The 21,629-nt window shown below is 68.2% G+C and carries 22 protein-coding genes; 16 read left to right on the top strand and 6 right to left on the bottom strand.

Going from position 1 to position 21,629, the window contains the following annotated elements; translation table 11 throughout:
• The first annotated feature begins 141 nt into the window (after positions 1 to 141).
• A complete protein-coding gene (locus ACFVVI_RS13845) occupies positions 142 to 1,500 on the top strand; it encodes an MFS transporter (RefSeq protein WP_379312899.1) in 1,359 nt (452 codons plus the stop codon).
• An 88-nt stretch (positions 1,501 to 1,588) separates the two neighbouring features.
• Here the strand turns inward: ACFVVI_RS13845 and mscL are convergent, their stop codons facing one another.
• Both mscL and ACFVVI_RS13855 read right to left on the bottom strand, forming a co-directional pair.
• On the bottom strand, positions 1,589 to 2,041 hold the full coding sequence (gene mscL, locus ACFVVI_RS13850) for a large conductance mechanosensitive channel protein MscL (RefSeq protein WP_378634088.1): 453 nt from the start codon (positions 2,039 to 2,041) through the stop codon (positions 1,589 to 1,591).
• 294 nt (positions 2,042 to 2,335) lie between these two features.
• Positions 2,336 to 3,070, bottom strand: a complete 735-nt coding sequence (locus ACFVVI_RS13855; protein WP_387445665.1) for an SDR family NAD(P)-dependent oxidoreductase — start codon at positions 3,068 to 3,070, stop codon at positions 2,336 to 2,338.
• Positions 3,071 to 3,193: 123 nt separating this feature from the next.
• On the opposite strand from ACFVVI_RS13855, the gene ACFVVI_RS13860 reads away from it, so the two are divergent.
• The 5 genes from ACFVVI_RS13860 (at position 3,194) to ACFVVI_RS13880 (ending at position 8,570) form a co-directional block, all read left to right on the top strand.
• Entirely contained in the window at positions 3,194 to 4,012 is an 819-nt protein-coding gene (locus tag ACFVVI_RS13860; RefSeq protein WP_378634094.1) for an alpha/beta fold hydrolase, read from the top strand.
• 119 nt (positions 4,013 to 4,131) lie between these two features.
• Entirely contained in the window at positions 4,132 to 5,145 is a 1,014-nt protein-coding gene (locus ACFVVI_RS13865; protein WP_387445666.1) for an alpha/beta hydrolase, read from the top strand.
• A 430-nt stretch (positions 5,146 to 5,575) separates the two neighbouring features.
• Positions 5,576 to 6,568, top strand: coding sequence for an alpha/beta hydrolase (locus tag ACFVVI_RS13870; protein WP_379316123.1), 993 nt, complete (start codon positions 5,576 to 5,578; stop codon positions 6,566 to 6,568).
• Between the two features lie 152 nt (positions 6,569 to 6,720).
• Complete coding sequence (mshA, locus tag ACFVVI_RS13875) at positions 6,721 to 8,079, top strand: D-inositol-3-phosphate glycosyltransferase (RefSeq protein WP_378991234.1); 1,359 nt, start codon at positions 6,721 to 6,723, stop codon at positions 8,077 to 8,079.
• Complete coding sequence (locus tag ACFVVI_RS13880; RefSeq protein ID WP_378991050.1) at positions 8,076 to 8,570, top strand: YbjN domain-containing protein; 495 nt, start codon at positions 8,076 to 8,078, stop codon at positions 8,568 to 8,570. The genes mshA and ACFVVI_RS13880 overlap by 4 nt, the downstream gene beginning before the upstream one ends.
• Before the next feature lie 51 nt (positions 8,571 to 8,621).
• Here the strand turns inward: ACFVVI_RS13880 and ACFVVI_RS13885 are convergent, their stop codons facing one another.
• Entirely contained in the window at positions 8,622 to 9,797 is a 1,176-nt protein-coding gene (locus tag ACFVVI_RS13885) for a lipase family protein (RefSeq protein WP_378991049.1), read from the bottom strand.
• Positions 9,798 to 9,984: 187 nt separating this feature from the next.
• Here ACFVVI_RS13885 and ACFVVI_RS13890 point away from each other — a divergent pair, with 187 nt between their 5' ends.
• The 4 genes from ACFVVI_RS13890 to ACFVVI_RS13905 all read left to right on the top strand — a co-directional run bounded on the left by ACFVVI_RS13890 (position 9,985) and on the right by ACFVVI_RS13905 (position 12,389).
• Entirely contained in the window at positions 9,985 to 10,878 is an 894-nt protein-coding gene (locus tag ACFVVI_RS13890) for an ROK family protein (protein WP_387445668.1), read from the top strand.
• A gap of 86 nt (positions 10,879 to 10,964) precedes the next feature.
• The gene (locus ACFVVI_RS13895; RefSeq protein ID WP_170112119.1) at positions 10,965 to 11,141 is read left to right on the top strand and encodes a hypothetical protein; all 177 of its coding nucleotides are present in this window, start codon (positions 10,965 to 10,967) and stop codon (positions 11,139 to 11,141) included.
• Between the two features lie 27 nt (positions 11,142 to 11,168).
• Complete coding sequence (locus ACFVVI_RS13900) at positions 11,169 to 11,906, top strand: phosphoglyceromutase (protein WP_378634111.1); 738 nt, start codon at positions 11,169 to 11,171, stop codon at positions 11,904 to 11,906.
• 135 nt (positions 11,907 to 12,041) lie between these two features.
• On the top strand, positions 12,042 to 12,389 hold the full coding sequence (locus ACFVVI_RS13905; RefSeq protein WP_387445670.1) for a DoxX family protein: 348 nt from the start codon (positions 12,042 to 12,044) through the stop codon (positions 12,387 to 12,389).
• Positions 12,390 to 12,467: 78 nt separating this feature from the next.
• Here the strand turns inward: ACFVVI_RS13905 and ACFVVI_RS13910 are convergent, their stop codons facing one another.
• A complete protein-coding gene (locus tag ACFVVI_RS13910) occupies positions 12,468 to 13,178 on the bottom strand; it encodes an NADPH-dependent F420 reductase (protein WP_387445671.1) in 711 nt (236 codons plus the stop codon).
• 106 nt (positions 13,179 to 13,284) lie between these two features.
• Here ACFVVI_RS13910 and ACFVVI_RS13915 point away from each other — a divergent pair, with 106 nt between their 5' ends.
• The 3 genes from ACFVVI_RS13915 to ACFVVI_RS13925 all read left to right on the top strand — a co-directional run bounded on the left by ACFVVI_RS13915 (position 13,285) and on the right by ACFVVI_RS13925 (position 15,720).
• Positions 13,285 to 13,665 carry a winged helix-turn-helix transcriptional regulator gene (locus ACFVVI_RS13915; protein ID WP_379298636.1) on the top strand — a complete coding sequence of 127 codons (381 nt, stop codon included), beginning with the start codon at positions 13,285 to 13,287 and terminating at the stop codon, positions 13,663 to 13,665.
• A 130-nt stretch (positions 13,666 to 13,795) separates the two neighbouring features.
• A complete protein-coding gene (locus tag ACFVVI_RS13920) occupies positions 13,796 to 15,034 on the top strand; it encodes a cell wall metabolism sensor histidine kinase WalK (protein ID WP_056816211.1) in 1,239 nt (412 codons plus the stop codon).
• Entirely contained in the window at positions 15,031 to 15,720 is a 690-nt protein-coding gene (locus tag ACFVVI_RS13925) for a response regulator transcription factor (protein ID WP_056814516.1), read from the top strand. Before ACFVVI_RS13920 ends, ACFVVI_RS13925 begins: the two co-directional genes overlap by 4 nt.
• A gap of 190 nt (positions 15,721 to 15,910) precedes the next feature.
• Here ACFVVI_RS13925 and ACFVVI_RS13930 read toward each other — a convergent pair whose 3' ends face one another.
• Positions 15,911 to 16,240, bottom strand: a complete 330-nt coding sequence (locus ACFVVI_RS13930) for a hypothetical protein (RefSeq protein WP_378634123.1) — start codon at positions 16,238 to 16,240, stop codon at positions 15,911 to 15,913.
• Positions 16,241 to 16,310: 70 nt separating this feature from the next.
• The gene (locus ACFVVI_RS13935; protein ID WP_387445672.1) at positions 16,311 to 17,189 is read right to left on the bottom strand and encodes a hypothetical protein; all 879 of its coding nucleotides are present in this window, start codon (positions 17,187 to 17,189) and stop codon (positions 16,311 to 16,313) included.
• A gap of 65 nt (positions 17,190 to 17,254) precedes the next feature.
• Here ACFVVI_RS13935 and ACFVVI_RS13940 point away from each other — a divergent pair, with 65 nt between their 5' ends.
• Genes ACFVVI_RS13940 through ACFVVI_RS13950 form a run of 3 tightly spaced genes read left to right on the top strand, consistent with a single transcriptional unit; the run spans position 17,255 to position 21,229 of the window.
• A complete protein-coding gene (locus tag ACFVVI_RS13940) occupies positions 17,255 to 18,241 on the top strand; it encodes a hypothetical protein (RefSeq protein ID WP_378634128.1) in 987 nt (328 codons plus the stop codon).
• Positions 18,242 to 18,267: 26 nt separating this feature from the next.
• Complete coding sequence (locus ACFVVI_RS13945; protein ID WP_387445674.1) at positions 18,268 to 20,328, top strand: hypothetical protein; 2,061 nt, start codon at positions 18,268 to 18,270, stop codon at positions 20,326 to 20,328.
• 16 nt (positions 20,329 to 20,344) lie between these two features.
• Positions 20,345 to 21,229 carry a sugar phosphate isomerase/epimerase family protein gene (locus tag ACFVVI_RS13950; RefSeq protein WP_378991040.1) on the top strand — a complete coding sequence of 295 codons (885 nt, stop codon included), beginning with the start codon at positions 20,345 to 20,347 and terminating at the stop codon, positions 21,227 to 21,229.
• Positions 21,230 to 21,629: the final 400 nt, after the last annotated feature.

Here is a 21,629-nt window from a genome sequence, read left to right on the forward strand (position 1 = left end):
GCCGCCGCTGCGCTCTACCGTCCTACCTCAACGGTCGTTGAGGTCAAGTCGGCAAAGATTTGGGTGGTCCGGGAATACTTCTCGGCTTATGCTGCTTATTGCGTTCATACGCAGATAAGCAGTTTTGAAAGGGCAGGCATCATGAGCACCTCACTGTTCGCGCACCGCGACTACCGACTGCTGTTCACCGCCCAGGTCGCGGCCCTGTTCGGGACCGGGCTCACCACCGTCGCCCTCGGTCTGCTCGCCTACGAACTGGCAGGCGGCAACGCGGCCATCGTGCTCAGCACCGCGCTGACGCTGAAGATGGTCGCCTACGTCACCGTCGCGCCGATCGCGGGCGCCTACGCGGGCCGGCTGCCGCGCAGGCAATTCCTGATGGCGCTCAACGGTGTGCGCGGCGCGATCGTGCTCGCCCTGCCCTTCGTCGACCAGATCTGGCAGATCTACGTGCTCATCACGCTGCTGCAGATCGCCTCGGCCGCCTACACCCCCACCTACCAGGCGGTTCTGCCCGACATCCTGCCCGACGAACGCGACTACACGAAGGCGCTGTCGGCCGCCCAGCTCGCGGCGACCATGGAAACGCTGCTCAGCCCGATGCTGGCGGCGCTGGCCCTGAGCCTGATCAGCTTCCACTGGCTGTTCGTCGGCACCGGCCTCGGTTTCGCGGTGTCGGTCGCCCTGGTGACGGCCGCCCGCATCCCGAACGCGGCGGTCGGTGACGGCGCGATCACCGAACGGCTCGCCGCCGGGCTGCGGCTGTTCGCGGCGACGCCGCGACTGCGTGGACTGCTCGGATTGAACCTGGTGGTCGCCGCGGCGGGCTCGGTGGTGATGGTCAACACCGTGAACTACGCGCGGGATGTGCTGGGCGGCAACCAGTCCGGCGTCGCGTTGCTGCTCGCGGCGAACGGTCTCGGCACGATGTTCATCGCGCTCACTCTGCCCAAGATCCTGGACCGCCGCGGCGAACGCCCGGTCATGCTCACCGGGGCGGCGGTGCTGCTCACCGGCCTGACCGCGGCGCTCGTTCTCTCCACCCTGCCGACGGGCGAGTGGCACTGGCCCGCCGCCCTCACCACCTGGGCCACCATCGGTGCCGGCACCGCCCTGATCCTCACCCCCACGGGCCGCGTCCTACGCCGCTCCGCCCGACCGGAAGACCGTCCCGCCCTCTTCGCCGGCCAGTTCTCCCTGTCCCACCTCGCCTGGCTGATCACCTACCCGATCACCGGCTGGCTGGCCACCACTGCCGGCTTCACGACTACCTGGGCGACCCTGGCCGTTATCGCCGGCATCGGCACCGTCGCGGCGATCCGGCTGTGGCCCCGCCACGACCCGGCCGAGATCACCCATATCCACGAACTCGGCGCGGTCGACCCGGCGATCCTGGCCGACGCGATCCAGGTCGGCCCCCGGCACTTCCAGCACACCCACCCCTACGTGATCGACTCCGACCACCCGCGCTGGCCTGCCAAGACCCTGGCTTACGCCTGAACCCGACCCGGAAAGCGAACGACCCCCCGACTCGACGGTCGGGGGGGTCGTTCGCGTCCGGTGGGCCGGACGGGGGAATCGGAAGCGACTACGCCTCGACGGACTCGCTGGCGCGTTCCTTGCTCAGCGCGACGGCCTGGTCGGTGCTCAGGCCCTGCTGCTTGGCGAGCAGATCGCGGATCTCGATGAGCAGTTCGGTCTCGGTGGGCTCGGCGTCCTTGGTGGTGCCGAACTTGTTCTTCAGCGACTTCATCGGGAGCATCAGCACGAAGTACAGGACCGCGGCGACCATGAAGAAGTCGATGAACGCGGTGATGATCGGGCCGAGCGCGATGAACGTCGCCGGCTTGTCGGCGATCAGCTGGACGCCGAGGCCCAGTTCGTTGGTCGAGCCGAACACCGCGAGCAGCGGATTGATGAGTCCCTTGCTGAACGAGGTGACCACCGCGGTGAACGCGGTACCCATCACGACCGCGACCGCGAGGTCGATGACGTTCCCGCGCATCAGGAAATCTTTGAACCCACTGAAAACAGACTTCATACCGAGCATCGAACTTCTACTCCTAGGGCTGGCTAACGGCAAACGGCGATGTTAATGCCAGTTCGAGTATCGCGGCGAATTCGCAGCAACGATCGAACCGCCCGCCCCCAGTATCAATTCCCACGCCCGCTCTCGCCACTCGAACGGCTGCCGCGCCGGATTCGCCTGTCCCGCGCGCGGATTGACCGCCCGGATCGTCGCGTCGTGCGATGGGCTGGGCGGCGGACCCGGCGAGGCCAGGTGTCGAGTCTCACGTTTGCGGGGAGTAAGTGGTGCGGGACTGGGGAAATGTACTCAGGTGCGGCGGGCGAAGGAGCCGGGGCCCGCCTGGTCTCGGGGTTTGACGACGATGGTGTCGAGGTTGACGTGGGGAGGGCGGGTGGCCACGAAGCCGACGATTTCGGCGATGTCCTGGGCGTGCAGGGGATCGATGCCCTCGTAGACCTTGGCGGCGCGGTCGGCATCGCCGTCGAAGCGGACCAGGGAGAACTCGGTTTCCACGGCGCCGGGGGCGATCTCGGTGAGGCGGACCGGCTTGCCGAGCAGCTCACCGCGCAGGGTGCGGTGGGCGACGGCCTGGGCGTGCTTGGCGGAGGTGTAACCGGAGCCGTTGTCGTAGGTGTGCAGGGCGGCGATGGAGGTGATGGTGACGATCAGGCCGTCGCCGGAGGCGATCAGCTTGGGGAGCAGCGCCTTGGTGACGCGCAGGGTGCCCACGACGTTGGTCTCCCACATCCAGCGCCAGTCGTCGAGGTCGGCGTCGATGACCGCGGCCATGCCTTTCGCGCCGCCCGCGTTGTTGACCAGCACGTCGACGTGGTCGATGGCGTCGGTGAACGCGCGTACCGATTCCTCGGAGGTGACGTCGAGTTCGATGGCGGTGCCGCCGATCTCCTCGGCGAGGCGCTGCACGCGGTCGAACCGGCGGGCACCGACGTAGACGTGATAACCCTGCTTCGCCAGTTCCCGGGCGGTGGCTTCACCGATTCCCGAGCTGGCCCCGGTGACGACAGCGGTGCGAATGCTCATGTTTGCCGATCTTATTCGCCCGCGATTCCCGGCCGCCATGGCTCCGATCACGGTGATGTCAGGCGTTCGCCGCGGCCGCGCAGCTGGGGAATCCTTCGCGACTGCGCCGATTAACCTGTCGGTATGGCTATTCGCGATGCTGTCAGTGCCGATGGAACGAGGATCGTCTACCGGGTGATCGGTACCGGTAGGCCACTGGTGCTGTTGCACGGGTGGGCCGGGAATCTGCGGTGCTGGGGGGCGGCCGCGGACGAGCTGGCCGAGCGCTATCGAGTGATCGCGGTCGACCTGCGCGGACACGGGTACTCCGACGACCCCGGCGCCGGTTACGACGACCCCAAAGCGTGGGCGGGCGATGTGGCCGCGGTGCTGGCCGCCGAGGGCGTCGACGCCGGTGCGGTGCTGCTGGGCTGGTCCTACGGTGGGATCGTCGCCACCGACTACCTCGCCACCTACGGCACCTCGGCTGTCGCCGGCGTCGTCTACTGCGGGGCGCCCGCCCATATCGGACGCGATGTGCCCGGTGCGGCACCGGGGCCGTCGATGGAGAAGGCGATTCCGGGCGTGTTCGACGAGGCCGCCGGGCGGGCGGTGCGGGCGTTCTCGGTGTTCGGCAATGCCAATACCGGGCCCGGCGCGGACAAGGGCGTCGACGCGCAGCGGCTGTTCGGCGGCAGTCTCGCGACCCCGCCCTCGGTGCGCAAGGCGTTGTTCTACCGCACGATCGACAACACCGAAACCCTGCGCGCCCTGGATGTTCCGGTTCTGGTGCTGCACGGCACCGATGACCCGGTGGTCCCGGCGGCCAATGGTCAGTACATCCTCGACAATGCCCCTGACGCTCGCGGTTCCTTCTGGGAAGGGGCTCTGCACGGGCTGTTCATCGAGGACCGGCCACGCTTCCTCGCCGAGGTCAGCGCGTTTGTCGACGCGCTGGAGTGAGCTCGGCGGGCCATACCTGCTCTGAATCGGCAATGTTTCAGAAACATGTCCGGGGCAGGTGAGGCCGACCTACTCTGAGCTCGACGGCCATTTCTGGCGGCCGGGCATGGAGGTGGCGCATGAGCGTCTTGACGCGATGTGTGCTGGCCCTCGTGGCAGGCCTGGTGTGCGCCGCCCCGGTCGCCGGAGCGAGTCCGGCCACCGACGCCGCGCGGCTGATTTCCGTCGAGCCCGGTCCCGGCCGCGTCGTCGAGCTCGTGGTGCACTCCGCCGCCATGGCGAAACCGGTGACCGTCGCGGTGCTGCCCGCGGCCGACCGTTCGGCGACTGCGCCCGTCCTGTATCTGCTCAACGGCGTCGACGGCGGCGTCGGCCCGGCCGGTGACTGGCGCGACGGCGGCAACTGGCTCACCCGCACCGACGCCGGCACCTTCTTCGCCGACAAACAGGTCACTGTCGTGATGCCGATCGGCGGCGCGGGCAGTTACTACGCCGACTGGCAGGCCGACGACCCCGTTCTCGGCCGTCAGCGCTGGACCACCTTCCTCACCCGTGAGTTACCCCGCGTCATCGACCGTGAGTTCCGCGGAACCGGGGCCAATGCCGTTGCGGGCGTGTCGATGGCGGGCACCGCCGCCTTCCAGCTGGCGCTCGCCGCGCCCGCGCTGTACAAGGCGGTCGGTTCCTACAGCGGCTGCGTCTCCACCAGCGGTCCGCAGGGTCATGCCATCGTCAACACCGTCGTCTCCGGCCAGAACGGTGACCCTGTGAACATGTGGGGACAACCCGGCGACCCGCTCTGGGCCGCCAACGATCCCTTCCTGCACGCCGAGCGCCTGCGCGGCCTGGCGATCTACGTCTCCTCCGGTACCGGTCTTCCCGGTGTACTCGACACCGTCGACGGGCCAGGGCTACACGGTGATTCGATCAAGCTCGTCGACCAGCTGATCATCGGCGGCGCGCTCGACGCGGTCACCGCGCTGTGCACCCAGCAGCTCGCCACCCGCTTCCACGACCTGGCCATCCCCGCCACGGTCGACCTGCGCCCCAATGGAACTCACTCCTGGGGCTACTGGCGCGAGGATCTCCGTCACTCCTGGCCGCTGTTCGCCGCGGCCCTGCGCGTCGGCTGAACGTTCCCGCAGGTCGCGCCGACGGCCGGTACCGACGTGACCTGCCTGCGGTTTTCGGTGCGGACTTCACCGCCGATTCCAGTGATGCGAATAAGTTCGCAGACATGTTGCGTCATGTTTCGCAATTCGCGGTATCCGATGAAAAGGTCCGGTCGGTCTATTCGCGGAGACGATATCTGTCGGCGGGTGCGCGGGCCGTGACGAGCAGACCAGGTGTCTGCGCAGGTAGGGTGATCGGTGTGATTGGTCTGCCGTGCTGATGTGATCGGCCTGTGATTGTTCTCGCTAACCAATCGGATCGAGCGTCCAGAGTTCAGGAAAATCTTCTGGGAATCGTCACAGACTTCCGCTGAATTCGTGTGTAGCGTTCTGGAATGTCGTTGGATCGTATGTGGAGAAGAGGATTCGGCGTCGAGAACGGAGTTCGATGATGTTTGGTCGGGCAGTGGGCGTACGGGTCGCAGTGGCCGTGCTGGGCTTGTTGGCCGGTGTCGTGGCCGGGGTGCCCGCAGCCGCTGAACCGGGGGCGGCGCACATCGAGGATCAGCGGGTCGAACCGGATCGCACCATCGATGTGGGCGTGTACTCGCCGGCGATGGACATCGTCACCCGGGTGCGGGTGTTGCGGGCCGCGGATCCGAAAGCGCCCGCGCCGACGCTGTATCTACTCAACGGGGTCGGTGGAGGTGCCGACGGCAACTGGCTCGATCGCACCGATGTCGTCGAGTTCTTCAAGGACAAACAGGTCAATGTGGTGATCCCGTTCGGCGGGGCCGGAAGCTATTTCGCGGACTGGCGAACCGACGACCCGGTGCTGGGCAAGCAGCGCTGGACCACCTTTCTCACCAGGGAACTACCGCCCGTGATCGACGCGGAGTTCGGCGGCACCGGCGCCAATGCCATCGCGGGACTGTCGATGGCGGGTACCTCGGTGTTCCAGCTCGCGCTCGCCGAGCCGGGCTTGTACCGGGCGATCGGGTCCTACAGCGGGTGCGTGCGCACGAGTGATCCACGCGGACAGGCGATCGTGCGGACGGTGGTGGGCAGCAGGCTCGGCAACGCGGCCAATATGTGGGGCCCACCCACCGATCCCGCGTGGTCGGCCAACGACCCCTACCTGCACGCGGAAGCGTTGCGCGGCACCGACGTCTACATCTCCTCGGGCACCGGCATTCCCGGACCGTACGACACCATCACCGCCGCCCAGGGCGACCCGGCGCAGCTGACCATGCAGTTGCTGTTCGGCGCCGGGCTCGAAGCCGTCACGAATGTGTGCACCCAGCAGCTGCGCGATCGACTGCAAACACTCGGCATCCCCGCGACCGTGGACATGCGCCCCAACGGCACTCACTCGTGGGGCTACTGGGAGCAGGACATGCACAAATCGTGGCCCGTGTTCGAGGCGGCGCTGCACCGCGCGTGACGGCCGAACGCGAGGGCCGAAATCCGCTCGCGCGCGGACCGCGGATCGGGCAGGCTCGACCACGACGAGGACGTGAACTCACTCACGAACACGCTGTGACAGCCGTCACCGAACCCGGTAGGGGCAACGGTGGCGGCGTCGCGGCGTGCACACTGGAGGGTGTGAGCCAGCGTCGTCCCGATCTTTTGCCCCATCGCATCGCGGTGCTATCGGTGCATACCTCGCCGCTGGCGCAGCCCGGTACGGGGGACGCGGGCGGGATGAATGTCTACGTGCTGCAAACCGCGCTCGAGCTGGCCAAACGGGGCACCGAGGTGGAGATCTTCACCCGGGCGACCTCCTCGGAGCTGCCGCCGGTGGCCGAGGCCGCACCCGGCGTGATCGTGCGCCACGTGGTCGCGGGCCCGTTCGAGGGACTCGACAAGCACGAGCTGCCCACCCAGCTGTGTCCGTTCACCGCCGAGGTGCTGCGCCAGGAAGCGCGGCATCTGCCCGGCCACTACGACCTCGTACATTCGCACTACTGGCTGTCGGGCCAGGTCGGGTGGCTGGCACGCGACCGCTGGCGGGTGCCGCTGGTGCACACCGCGCACACCCTGGCCGCGGTGAAGAACGCCGCGCTGGCCGAGGGCGATACTCCCGAACCCGAGACCAGGGTGATCGGCGAGAAGCAGGTGATCGCCGAGTCCGACCGGCTGGTGGCCAACACCGGTGACGAAGCCCGTCAGCTCGTCGAGCTCTACGGCGCCTCGCCCGACCGCATCGACGTGGTGCCGCCCGGCGCCGACCTGACCCGTTACCGGCCCGGTGACAAGCTCGCCGCGCGCACCGAGCTCGGGTTGCGCGCCGACGAGCAGATCGTCGCGTTCATCGGCCGGATCCAGCCGCTCAAGGCCCCCGATGTCCTCGTGCGCGCGGCCGCCGAGCTCCTCGGCCGTGATCCGAGCCGCAAGCTGCGCGTGCTGATCGTGGGCGGGCCGTCCGGCACCGGACTGGCCAGACCCGACGCGCTGATCGAACTGGCCGCCGACCTCGGCATCGCCGAACGGGTCACGTTCCTGCCGCCGCAGCCCGCCGACAAGCTCGTGCAGGTGTATCGCGCGGCCGATGTGGTGGCCGTGCCCAGCTACAACGAATCCTTCGGTCTGGTCGCCATCGAGGCGCAGGCCAGCGGTACCCCCGTTCTCGCCGCCGACGTCGGCGGTCTCGGCACCGCGGTCCGCAACCACGAATCCGGGTTGCTCGTGCCGGGGCATCGCACCCCCGACTGGGCCGACGCGCTCGCCGCCCTGCTCGACGATCCCGACCGGCTCACCCGCATGGGCGCCACCGCCGTGGAGCACGCCAGCCGGTTCTCCTGGGCGCACACCGCCGACGGCCTGCTCGACAGCTACGCTGCCGCGATGGCCGGATTCCGCACCGAACGCGGTCCCATCGCTCTGCACGCGGGCGAGACCAGGCAGGCCAGATCGCGGGCGCTGTTGCGGCGCCGGACGGGAGTGCGCAGGTGAGCGCCGTTTCGCAGGTAGTGGACGACACGCTGCGCGATCGCGAGATCGAGTACACCCGCCACGATGACGACACCTTCATCGTGGTGCTGCCCGGCGAGCGCAAGCTGAAGACCACGGTGATGCTGACCGTCGGCAAGCACGGTGTCCGCATCGAATCGTTCGTGTGCCGCAAGCCGGACGAGAACTTCGAAGGCGTCTACAAATACCTGCTGCGCCGCAACCGCCGCCTCTACGGCGTGGCCTACACCCTCGACAATGTCGGCGACATCTACCTGGTTGGCCGGATGTCCGCCGAGTCGGTCACCGCCGACGAACTCGACCGCATCTTCGGTCAGATCCTCGAAGCGGTCGACAACGACTTCAACATCCTGCTCGAGCTCGGGTTCGCCGAATCCATTCGCAAGGAATGGAAGTGGCGGGTCTCGCGCGGTGAGTCACTGAAGAACCTGCGCGCCTTCGAGCACCTCATCGACGACGCCGACAAGGTCTGAGAACACCACGATGCCGGACAGGAAAGTTCCTGTCCGGCATCGTTTTTCAGCTCAGCAGTTCGTCGGGACCGGTTCGTTGCGGAAGCGGGCCTCGACGTAGTTCCACGCGTCCGGGAAACCTGCCACGGCGGCGGTCATGTGCTCGGAGATCTCGACCGTGTTCAGCTGGACCGGGGCACCCTGACCACACCAGCGGGCGATGGTCTCGGCGACCGGAGCGTACGGGGTGAGGATGTCGTACTTGCCCTGCCAGATGTAGGTGGGTGCGGTCGGCGCGCCCTGGAAGTGCACGAGGCTGTTCTCGCGCAGCACCCCACGGGCCACCTGGCTGCCCATCAGCTCCTTGGACGCCGCCATCTGCTCGGCGTTGCGCAGGGCACCGTGGAACAGCAGGAAGCGACGGCACGCGTCCTTGGTGAATTCACGGAACCACAGGCCGTTCTCGTTGAGCTGGTCCGACACCGGCACCTGCTCGGGGTACTCGCGCTCGATGCCCATCGCGGCGGCGAAGGCGAGACCGAAGCCGGGGTGCGGCGCGAAACCCAGTGCGTCGGCCATCAATTCGAGGTCGGCGGGGATGCCGCCGGACACCACGGCCGCGAGCTTCAGTTCCGGTGCGTAGGTGGGCTGCAGCGCACCCGCCCACGCGGTGGCCATGCCGCCCCCGGAGTAGCCGGCGATCGCCACCGGCGAGTTGCCGACGCCGAGCTCGGCGACCTTCTGCACCGCGCGCACGCTGTCGAGGGTGACCATGCCGCTGAGCTTGGCCGCACCATAGGCCACCGTCGGGCCGAGGTAGTCGGGCACCGAGATCGCCCAGCCGCGCGCCAGCGGCAGCATGGCGCCCGGCGCGTCCTGCAGCTCGCCGTTGAACAGCGACTGCGACGGATTGCAGCGGGTGCCGATGGAGTTGATCAGCGCCTGGTACGACACCAGGGGCGGGTTCTTCACGCCGATCGGCATGAGCACGGTGGTGATGCCCATGATCGCGTTGCCCGCCGAATTGGTGGAGCGGAACGCGACCTGGTGGCCTTCGGTGCCCGGGTACATCCAGGTGTCGATGTGGCGGGTCCGCACAACGTCGCCGGGTGCCAGCGCGGCGATGTCGGCGGGTGCGGTGAAGAACGGATCCGGATCAGGCGTCGGATACAGCGGGTTCGCGCCCGCGGGCGCGGCGAACAAGCCCACAGATAGCAGACTCAACACCAGTACAGCGATTTTCGACACAGCTTTCCTTCATCAACAGTAGTGCTGCCCAACGAGACGACCCGACCCGTGTCGAAGTATCTAACGAAAACCTGTGATTTGTACCGACCAGTAGTCAAAGTGTCGCGTGCCACATGTTGTGATGACTCACATCAGGTGCGGGCGAGGTGTGCGGCGACGCGGCCCGGCACGGGAGGTAGGAGTGGTGATGGCGGTGCTTGCGCTCGATATCGGGGCAACGAAATTCGCTGCGGGACTTGTGGACCCGCACTACCGGCTGCACGGGGTGCGCCGGGTCCCCGCCGCCTCGGACGATCCGTGGGCGGCGTGTCGAGACCTTCTGGTCGCTGTGGCAGGTGACAACGAGGTGAGCGCGGTCGGGATCGGAGCGGCGGGGCCGGTCGATGTGCCCGCGGGAACGATCAGGCCGTTGAACCTGGCGGCGTGGCGCGGCGGGTTCGCGATCGTCGACCACGTGCGCGCGCTGTTCCCGAACGCGGTGGTGCGGTTGGCCATCGACGGCGCCTGTCTGGTGCTGGCCGAGCATCGGGTGGGCGGGTTGCGCGGGGTGGACAACGGCCTGGCCATGACGGTGTCCTCGGGAGTCGGTGGGGGGATCGTCGCCGACGGTCGGGTTGTGGTGGGGCGCACGGGAAACGCCGGTCACATCGGGCACATCGTGGTGCCCGGGGATGACACCGCCTGTCCCTGTGGGGGATTCGGGTGCGTCGAAGCGGTGGCGAGCGGGATGTCGTCGGTGCGCTGGGCGCGGGCACGTGGCTGGGCGGGGGCGAGCGGGATGGAGCTCGCCGAGGCCGCGCATTGTGGCGATCCGATCGCGCTCGCCGCCATGGCGCGTGCGGGAACCGGCCTCGGTGCGGGAATCTCGTCGGCCGCCGCGCTACTGGATGTGGATCGGGTGGTGATCAGCGGCGGGTTCGCGCATTCGGGGGAGCCGCTGTGGGGACCGTTGCGCGCTGCCGTCGCCCGGCATGCGCGGCTCGAGTTCGTCGAGGAACTGTCGGTGGAACTGTCGACGTTGAGCGAAGGCGCCACACTGGTCGGTGCGGGGGTGCTAGCGGTCGAGGCCGCCGCGGATTGAGGCGATGTGAGGACTCTTCGGTCCGGCCGACAGTGTGCTCGGCGCGTTCGTTCGGCCTGGTCACCGGCGGGCGTAGCCTCCATGAGGTGGCTGCCGACTACGTGCCGGGCGATGTCGTCCATATACCGGAGGGTCCGTTCCAAGGAGTGTGCGCCGTAGTGCGCGAAGTCGACTCGGTGGCGTCACGATTACAGGTCGACGCGCTGGTCAAGGGCGGGCCGTACGAGATCGTCATCGGCTTCGACGAGGTGGAGTGGGCCTGACATCACCGCAATGTCAGAATGACCCCTATGACCTACACCCTCGTGCTGCTGCGCCACGGCGAGAGCGAATGGAATGCCCTCAACCTCTTCACCGGTTGGGTGGACGTCCAACTCACCGACAAGGGCATCGCCGAGGGCAAGCGGGCCGGAGAGCTGCTCAAAGAAGCAGGCATCCTGCCCGATGTCGTCTACACCTCGCTGCTGCGCCGCGCGATCAGCACCGCGGACAACGCGCTCGGCACCGCCGACCGGCTGTGGATCCCGGTCGTGCGCGACTGGCGCCTCAACGAGCGCCACTACGGCGATCTGCAGGGCAAGAACAAGGAGCAGGTCCGCGAGCAGTACGGCCAGGAGCAGTTCATGCTGTGGCGCCGCAGCTACGACACCCCGCCGCCGCCGATCCAGCCCGACAACGAGTACAGCCAGGAAGGCGACCCGCGCTACGCGGGCATCGAGGTCCCCGAGACCGAGTGCTTGCTCGATGTCGTCAAGCGGATGGTCCCGTACTGGGAAGACACCATCTCCAAGGAGTTGCTGACCGGCAAGACCGTGCTGGTCGCCGCGCACGGCAACTCGCTGCGCGCGCTGGTCAAGCACCTCGACGGCATCTCCGATGAGGACATCTCCGGCTTGAACATCCCCACCGGCATTCCGCTGGTCTACGAACTGGACGAGAACATGCGCCCGGTGAAGGCCGCCGAATACCTGGACCCGGCCGCTGCCGCCGCCGGTGCCGCCGCTGTCGCCAACCAGGGCGGCAAGTAACTCCCAGCGCTTCGGCCCCACACCGTCCAACGGTGTGGGGCCGTCGTGGTTTTCCGGGCGATGTCACACTCGCGGGGGCTGTGTCGTCACCTCGGTAGATACCGCGAAACACGCGGCTGCCGAAGGAGTTCCGCCATGTACACCGCCTACGTCATCGTCACTGTCGTCGCCGCACTGTGGGTGGGGTTCTCGGCGTTCTCCCTGCTGCGCAAGGCGCCGTTCGTGGTGGATCCGCTGGTGGAATACGGTGTGCCGCAGACCTGGTGGACACCGCTGGGCATCGCCAAGGCCCTCGGGTCGATCGGGCTGCTGGTCGGCCTGTTCGTGCCGGTGATCGGGGTTCTCGCGGCTGTCGGGCTGATCCTGTACTTCGCGGGTGCGGTGGTGACGGTATTGCGGGCGCGGTCGTACAAGACGGTCGCGTTCCCGGTGCTGTACCTGGCGCCGGTCGCCGTGGCGCTGGGTTTGGGGATCGCCGCCTGAACGTTCCGGCACGGCCGAGGCCGGCGTGATCGTGTGGATGACGACGCATCCCCACGATTGCGCCGGCCCGACTGTGTGTCAGGCGTCGGCGACCGCGAAGGCCGCCGACAGTGGAGGCAATATCGCGCGGGCATCGAGGCCGGCGAACCAGAGGCCGACGGTGAAGACCGAGGTCGCCTCCAGATATCTGGCGCGGTGCAGACCGCCCGCGGTAAACGGTTGCAGGGCCAGTTCTTCGGCGAGCCGGGCCACCGTCTGTACCGCCGCCGCGTCGTCGCCGCAGATCGGGACGGCCAACCGCACACCGTCGAAGACTCGGTCGGCGCCCGCCCACACCTCGGCGGCGAGGAGGTTGAAGGCCTTGACCACGTGGGCTTTCGGTGCGGCCGCGGCGATGCGTTCGGCCACCGCGTCCTCGCTCAGGACGAACGCGGTGACGCCGTCGGGTGCCGATTCGTCGGGCAGGAACGCGTTGGTGCAGTCGATGACGATCTTTCCGGCCAGCTCGGCGCCGTGTGTGGTGAGCAGTTCGGTGAGCGCGCTCACGGGTACCGCGCACAGCACTACCTCGGCGAAGGCGATCGCCGCGCTGATCGTCGCCGGTCGCACGTCGACCGGAGATCTGCTCGCCCGGTCGGCATCCGGTCCGCTGATCGCGTTGATCTCGGACGCGAGTGCCCGCGCCGAATCGGCCGAGCGGGCCCCGATCCGCACCTCGTGGCCCGCCGTGGCCCAGCCGCCACCCAAAGCGGACGCCATCGCGCCCGCGCCGATGATTCCGATACGCATGAGAACTCCCGTGATTCGTGCCGAGCCCGGTGGCATCGGCCACACCGACGCTAGAAAGGCCGAAAGGCACCCGCGGGTGCCTTTCGGCGGTGGCACGCTGGTACCCATGACCGCCGCCGAACCGGTGCAATACCCGCCCTACGGTGACTACGAGGCCGACTGCCCCGCGCGAATGGCGGTGGACCTGTTCGCGAACTCGTGGCTGCCGGTGGTGGTGTACCTGTTGCGCGATGGTCCGCAACGTCACAGCGAACTTCTGACGGGGGCCGGTGGGATCAGTCAGAAGATGTTGACCCAGACGTTGCGGCGGATGGAGCGGATGACGCTCGTACGCAGGCGGCGGTATGCCGAAGCGCCGCCGCGAGTGGAGTACGAACTCACCGAAGCGGGCCGCGATCTGCTGGTTCCGATTTATGCGCTCGGCGCATGGGTCGACCGACACGGGCCCGCGGTGACCACCGCGATGTACGGCGAACCGCCCGGCTGACACGCCCGGCGAAGGTCCAGGTGCCCGCTGGGTGAACGGCAAAAGAACGCCATGCCAAGTGCCTGTGACCTGCGCGAAACTTCGTCGACCCGCCGACGTTATGTCGGTCCGCACTCGTACGATCAATCTTGTGAGTGTTCCGCAGGCCGTGCTGTTGGCAGTCCTCGCGGCTGTCGTCGGGCTGGCAGTCGGTGGCCTGCTGATCCCGTTCGTCAATGCCAGGCAGGCCGCCCGCACCCAGGAAGACACCGGGCTGACGATGTCGCAGGTGCTCGACCTGATCGTGCTCGCCTCCGAGTCCGGCATCGCGGTGGTCGACGAATACCGCGATGTGGTGCTGGTGAATCCGCGCGCCGAGGAACTCGGGCTGGTCCGTAACCGGTTGCTCGACGAACGCGCGTGGGCCGCCGTGGAGAAGGTTCTCGCGACCGGCGAATCCGCCGAATACGACCTCACCGCCAAGAACCCGCTACCCGGCCGCGGCCGGATCGCTGTGCGTGGTGTGGCCCGCAAACTCTCCCGCGAGGAAACCAGCTTCGTCGTGCTGTTCGCCGACGACGATTCCGAGCAGGCCCGCATGGAGGCGACGCGGCGCGATTTCGTCGCCAACGTCAGCCACGAACTCAAGACCCCCGTCGGCGCGATGAGCCTGCTGGCCGAGGCCATGCTGGAATCGGCCGACGACCCCGAGGCCGTGCGCCACTTCGGTTCGCGCGTGCTGGGCGAATCGCGGCGCCTGGGCAAGATGGTGACCGAGCTGATCGCCCTGTCGCGATTGCAGGGCGCCGAGAAACTGCCCGACCTGGCCGTGGTCGACGTCGACACGGTGGTGCAGCAGGCGGTCGACCGCTCGCGCACCGCCGCCGAGGCCGCGGGCATCACCGTCAGCACCGACCGGCCCAGCGGGCTGGAAGTGCTCGGCGACGAAACGTTGCTGGTGACCGCGCTGTCGAATCTGGTGGAGAATGCGATCGCGTATTCACCACAGGGTTCGCATGTGTCGGTGAGCCGGTCGCTGCGCGGCGATCATGTCGCGATGGCGGTCACCGATCGTGGTATCGGGATCGCCAAGGAAGACCAGGAACGGGTGTTCGAGCGGTTCTTCCGCTCCGACAAGGCCCGCTCCCGCTCGACCGGCGGCACCGGGCTCGGCTTGGCCATCGTGAAACACGTTGCGGCCAACCACAACGGCGAAATCACCCTGTGGAGCAAACTGGGCACCGGCTCGACGTTCACGCTGCGCATCCCCGCCCATCTGGAAACCGATGGGGACGAGGACGCGGAACAGACGCCGGAGTCCACCACGAGAGAAACCACCGTCCCGCGCACTCTCGCGGGACGAACGAACGGTGTGGAGGCACGCAGATGACGAGTGTGTTGATCGTCGAAGACGAGGATTCGCTGGCGGAGCCGCTGGCGTTCCTGCTTCGCAAGGAAGGCTTCGACGTCACCGTCGTCGGCGACGGCCCGTCCGCGCTGGCCGAATTCGACCGCTCCGGCGCCGATATCGTGCTACTGGACCTGATGCTGCCCGGCATGAGCGGCACCGACGTGTGCAAGCAGTTGCGCACGCGCAGCGGCGTGCCGGTGATCATGGTGACCGCCCGCGACAGCGAGATCGACAAGGTCGTCGGGCTGGAACTCGGTGCCGACGACTACGTCACCAAGCCGTACTCGGCGCGCGAGCTGATCGCGCGGATCCGGGCCGTGCTGCGTCGCGGCGCCGGTGACGAGCTGGATTCCGGTAGCGAGAACGGCGTCCTCGAGGCCGGACCGGTGCGGATGGATGTGGACCGCCACACCGTGCACGTCAACGGTGGCCAGGTCACCCTGCCGCTCAAGGAGTTCGACCTCCTCGAGTACCTGCTCCGCAACTCCGGCCGCGTGCTGACCCGCGGCCAGCTGATCGACCGCGTCTGGGGCGCCGACTACGTGGGCGACACCAAGACCCTCGACGTGCACGTCAAGCGCCTGCGCTCGAAGATCGAGGCAGACCCGGCCAAGCCGGAACACCTGGTGACTGTGCGAGGCCTCGGCTACAAGCTCGAGGCTTGACACCACCCCGAGAACGAAAGGATCCCGTCGGCACACCGACGGGATCCTTTTCGTTCATAGACGGAATGACTGATCTAGCGAGAACATGGGTAACTCACCGGGCACGAGCCAACGAACTGGATGCCTTGCCGTCGGCCGCGTACATAGGTCTCCCCGCACCTAGATCTGGCCAAGAGTCGCGGAGAGGCGGTCAGAGCACGCTCCAGGCGGTGCCGAGGGGGGTGTCGATCTTCTTCAGGGCGACCACTTCCACGCCGTCGAACTGCTTGCAGTCGTAGATCGGCACGTCGGCGCCGTTGCCGCGGCAGCCGATGGGCGAGGAGGTGCCCTTCGTGCTGATGATGATGTATTTGCCGTTCTTGGCGGCGTCGATCGCGGCCGGGTCGTTGTAGTTCACGAAGTCGGCCGTGAAGTCCGCGTACGCGGCCGGATCACCGTTCGGTTCGGCATTGGCCAGGCCGGTCATGGAGAGGGTCGCGCCGATCGCGAGGGTCGCTGCGTAGATCGCTTTCTTGGACATGAACAGCTATCCAACCCGAGTTCGGTGACGGATGCACGACCTACAGATGAACCGAATGGTTACGAGGCTTTCACTCCGCGTGATTCGATCTGTGAGGTTCGGGGTTCATCCGCTCGGCTTCGACCGTCGCCGGATGCACCGCGACCAGGCCGAGGCCCTCGCGCCGGCGGCAGTGCTTGGCGAGTTCGTCGTAGGCGGGCGCACCGAGCAGCTCACGCAGTTCCGGGCCGTAGGACTGCCAGACCGGCTTCGCGCCGACGTGGGCGTCGGGAGAGCCCGTGCAGTACCAATCCAGATCCAGGCCGCCGGGTCCCCAGCCGCGCCGGTCGTATTCGGTGACCACGGTGCGCAGGATCTGCTCGCCATCCGGGCGTTCCACCCAGCCCTGGGTGCGCCGGATCGGCAGCTGCCAGCACACGTCCGGCTTCACTTCCAGGGGTTCGATGCCCTTGCGCACGGCCATGATGTGCAGCGCGCAGCCGGGGCCCGCCGCGAATCCGGGACGGTTGAGGAAGATGCAGGCGCCGTCGAAGCGACGGGTGCGCAGGGCCGGTTCGTCCTCGAGTTCGTCGAGTTCGAGGTAACCCTTCTTGACGACCTTGCCGTTCTCGGTGGCCTCGCCCATCAGCTGCCAGTCATCGGGTGTGAGCATCTTCACAGCACCGTTGAGGCGCTTGCGGTCGTCCTTGTCGGCCAGGAAAGCGCCGTGTGAGCAGCAGCCGTCGTCGGGGCGTTCGGCGATGATGCCCTGGCAGGCGGGCGTGCCGAACACGCACGTCCAGCGCGACAGCAGCCACGTCAGATCGGCGACGATCTGGTGCTCGTCGTTTGCTGGATCGGTGAACTCGATCCACTCCCGTGGGAAATCGAGCTCGACTTCCGGGGTTGGGTCGATCTTTCGCCCAGGTCGGAGCCCGGTCTCCGCGGTGCCAGATGCGCCTTCGGTCACAACTCGTGACGCTAACAGTTCAGTCGCCTGGCCTGCTGTACCGGATCACCAAGTACCGTATTCGTGTGCGGCTTGGTGTTCTCGATGTCGGAAGCAATACCGTCCACCTGCTCGTGGTGGACGCGCATCGTGGTGGCCACCCGATGCCGATGAGCTCGACGAAGTCGGCGTTGCGCCTGTCCGAGAGCATGGATTCGGTGGGCCGGATCACCGAGGAGGGCGAGGCGCGGCTGATCGCGACCATCCTCGAATTCGCTGATCTGGCACGCAATTCCAAGTGCGTGGAGCTGATGCCGTTCGCCACCTCGGCCCTGCGCGAGGCAACCAATTCCGAGGAAGTACTCGCCCGCGTCCGTGCGATGACCGGAGTCGATCTGCAAGTGCTCTCCGGCGACGACGAGGCCAGGCTGACGTTTCTCGCGGTGCGCCGCTGGTTCGGCTGGAGCGCGGGCCGGATCATCAATCTCGACATCGGCGGCGGCTCGCTGGAGCTGTCCAACGGCGGCGACGAGGAACCCGACGTGGCGCTGTCGCTGCAACTCGGCGCGGGCAGGCTCACCAGGGAGTGGCTGCGCGACGACCCGCCGGGCAAGCGCAAGATCGCGGTCCTGCGCGACTGGCTCGACGCCGAACTGGTCGTCCCGTCCAAGACGATGATCGACGCGGGCAGGCCCGACCTGGCCGTGGGCACCTCGAAGACATTCCGTTCGCTGGCCCGGCTGACCGGCGCGGCACCCTCGGCGGCCGGTCCGCGGGTGCGACGTACACTGACCAGCTCCGGTCTGCGCCAGCTGATCGCGTTCATCTCCCGGATGACCGCGTCGGACCGCGCGGAACTGGAAGGCGTGAGTTCGGATCGGTCCCAGCAATTGGTGGCCGGCGCATTGGTCGCGGAGGCGAGTATGCGGGCGTTGTCGCTCGACAGCATCGAAATCTGCCCATGGGCGCTGCGCGAAGGCCTCATCTTGCGCAAACTGGACTCCGAGCCCAACGGAGGTGGACCGGCCGCGGTGCCGCCGGTCACGCCGGTCGCGGAAGTGGAGTCGGCATGAGTAGCGAGGATTCTAAACAGCTATCGGTGGCTGAGCTGCTGGCGCGCAACGCCGCGCAAGGGGCCGCGCCCGCGACCTCCGGTGGCGGTGGACGACGACGGCGCAGCGGGCGCGGACTCTCGGTCAACGATCTGACCGGTGAGAACGCGGCGGTCAAGCCGAACTCGCACGCCGCGCCCGCGCCGGAACCCCCGCCCGCGTATGTCCCGCCGCCGACCTACGCCCCCGAGCCCGCGCCTAGTTACGAACCGCCCGCGAGTTACCAGCCCGCGCCCTACCCGCCGCCCGGTCCGGCCGAACCGGCCTTCTCGCCGATGTCGGGCCCGATCACCCGATTCGACCCCGATGCGGGGTACTCCGCGCCCGATCCGCGCGACCCACTCGGACTTGCCGAACAGCGACCGTCGTCCGATCCGTTCGGGCCGTTCCGTGCCGAAGCGCGCGATGCCGGTTCTCGTGGGGGAGGACGCGGTCCGGGTCGCCTCGGTGTTCCCGGCGGTCCCACGCAGCCGGTCGATCCCGGTATCGCCGAGATGTTCGGTTCCGGTGCGCTGCCCGCGGTCGGCGGGGGCAGACGGCATCGACCGGATGAGCCCGAGGTCGCCCCGTACGCCGAGCCGCCGAAACCGCCGCCGGTCACCGGTGGCCGGGCCGCGCGCAGGCGAGCCGCCGAAGCCGCGGAAGAAGCCATCGAGGCGAGCCCGGCGCCGGGCCGCCCGTCGTTCGACGCGCCGCTCTACGAGGCGGGCATCGACGCGCCACAGGCCTTCATGGGCAGGCCGGGGCAGTCGCGTGGATTGGACGCGCTCCCCGATATCGGGCCCGGTTTCGACAATCAGGCCGGGCCGGGCTTCGACGAGCATCGGGGCACCGGGTCCTTCGACAGCCGGCCAGGGCAGGGCTTCAACGGCCGACCGGGCGAGTCTTTCGACGGCAGGCCCGCGTCGGGCTTCAACGGGCGGCCGGGCGAGTCTTTCGATGGTCAGCCTGGCAACGGGCGGCCGGGCGCCGAGCCCGCGCGAGGTTTCAACGGGGCGGGGCGTAACGGCGCCCCCGGCCTGAACGGGCAGCCTGCGCCGGGTCGTGTCGACGCGGCGCAAGCCTTCAACGGATATCCGCCGCCGGGCGCCGAAGCCACCCAGGCCTACAACCTCGCGCCGGGCACCGACGCCCCGCCGGCCCGCGGCGCGGATCAGCGCCCCTCGCTTGATCGCCGACGGGGCGAGCCGAAGTCCGGCGGGCTGCCGTCGTGGTCGGCGCGCAGGCATCGTCCGGACAAGAACGCACCCGCGCCGGAGAGCGGTGGTTTCCCGACGGCCGCGTGGTCGCCGGTCAGCCAGGAGCAGCCGCTGGTGTCCGGGCAGTCGGTGGCCGGGGACCTGCTGCGCCAGCGCGCCGAACGCGGCCCCGACGCCGACGCGCACACCGAGGTCGTCTACCGAGTCGGCGCCGACCAGGCCGACGACGAGGACACCGACGACTACGCCGAGTCCGATTACGCCGACCGCGATTACGTCGACAACGACTACTCCGACGCCGACTACGCCGAATCCGAGTACGACGACGCGGCATTCGACGATGACGACTACGACGACGACTACGAACCCAAGCCGACCAGGGCGAGCAGGCGTGCCGCGACCAAGGCTGCCGCCGTGACCCTGGCCGACCGGGCGAGGGCGAAGGTGGCGAGCCGGGCCAAGTCGAAGACCGGCAGCGTCGCCGAGTCGCGAGCCGCGAGCAGATTGTCGGGTAACCGAGCGGGCGGGTCGGTGGCCGGGCGTGCCGCGCGCGTATCGAGCATGGCGCGCGGCGACGACGACAACGCCAACCGCCGCCAGTGGATGATCCTGGGCGCGCAGAGCGCGGGCGCGGCGGTCGCCGGAATGTTGCTGTTCAAGGGTTTCGAGACGTTGTGGGAGTCGATGGCGTTGGTGGCACTGGCGCTGGCGACGGTCGTGATCCTCGGTCTGGTGGCGCTGGTTCGCATCCTGCGCCGCACCGACGACATCTACAGCACTGTGATCGCCGTCGTCGTGGGCGTCTTCGTGACGCTGGGACCGCTAGCCTTTCTCCTCAGTACCAGCTGAATACAGGGAGTGGGCTGTGGGGAACGCACGGGCGGACATCGCGATCGGGCTGTCGACGGCCTCGGTGTATCCGGAGAACACGCAGGCGGCGTTCCGCTATGCCGCCGAATTGGGTTACGACGGTGTGGAATTGATGGTCTGGGCCGAGCCGGCCAGCCAGGACATCGCGACGGTGCAGTCCTACGCGAAGCGCTACGGCATCCCGGTGCTGGCGGTGCACGCGCCGTGTCTGCTGATCTCCCAACGGGTCTGGGGCGCCGACCCGGTGGCCAAGCTGGAACGCAGCGTGCGGACCGCGGAGGCGCTCGGCGCCGACACCGTGGTGGTGCACCCGCCGTTTCGCTGGCAGCGCCGCTACGCGAGAGGTTTCGCCGATCAGGTCGGTGAGCTCGAGGCGCATCACCCGGTCAAGGTGGCCGTGGAGAACATGTTCCCGATGCGGGCCGACACCCTGTTCCGCGACGGCGCGGTGCGCAGACTGGAACGGCGCGCGGGCCCCGGCCGCGCGGTGAGCGCGTTCAGCCCGTCCTTCGATCCGACCGACACCGGCTTCGATCACTACACCCTCGACCTCTCGCACACCGCGACCGCGGGCGCCGACGCGCTCGAGCTGGCGCGCCGGATGGGCGAGGGCCTGGTCCACCTGCACCTGGCCGACGGTCGCGGCGCCGCGCACGACGAGCACCTGGTGCCCGGCGACGGCACCCAGCCCTGCGCGCAACTGTGTGAACACCTGATACACACCGGTTTTCGCGGCCACGCGGTCGCCGAGATCAACACCCAGAACGCGCGAACCACCGCCGAACGCTCCACCCAGCTGGCGCGCACCCTCGATTTCGCACGCCGCCACCTCACCGGCGCCACCCCCGACCCCCAACCGCGCCACGCCGACCTGCCCTAACGGAACGCGAGACGGAGTCAGCCGGATCCGTCACCACCAACGACCACCACCACCACCCTGGCCGGGTAGTCCCTGTATGTCTCTACCCAAAGGGGCCCGCCCCGATCTGGACTGACCGGAGGGTGCGACGAAGGAGTACCCGGAGGGAGGGAAGATCGGGGCCTCCAGGGCCCCGCTCGAGCGCGCCAGCGCTCCAAAAACACAGCCCCCAACTATCCCGGACTCGGTAACCCCGATGCGTCACTTGCTCGCATCGCGATGTGTCACCTGCCCGCATCCCGATGCGTCACTTGCTCGCATCGCGATGTGTCACCTGCCCGCATCCCGATGCGTCACTTGCTCGCATCGCGATGTGTCACCTGCTCGCATCGCGATGTGTCACCTGCTCGCATCCCGATAC

Origin of the sequence: Nocardia sp. NPDC058114 (assembly GCF_042884695.1) — a bacterium.
In the GTDB taxonomy this organism is placed as follows: Bacteria; Actinomycetota; Actinomycetes; order Mycobacteriales; family Mycobacteriaceae; genus Nocardia.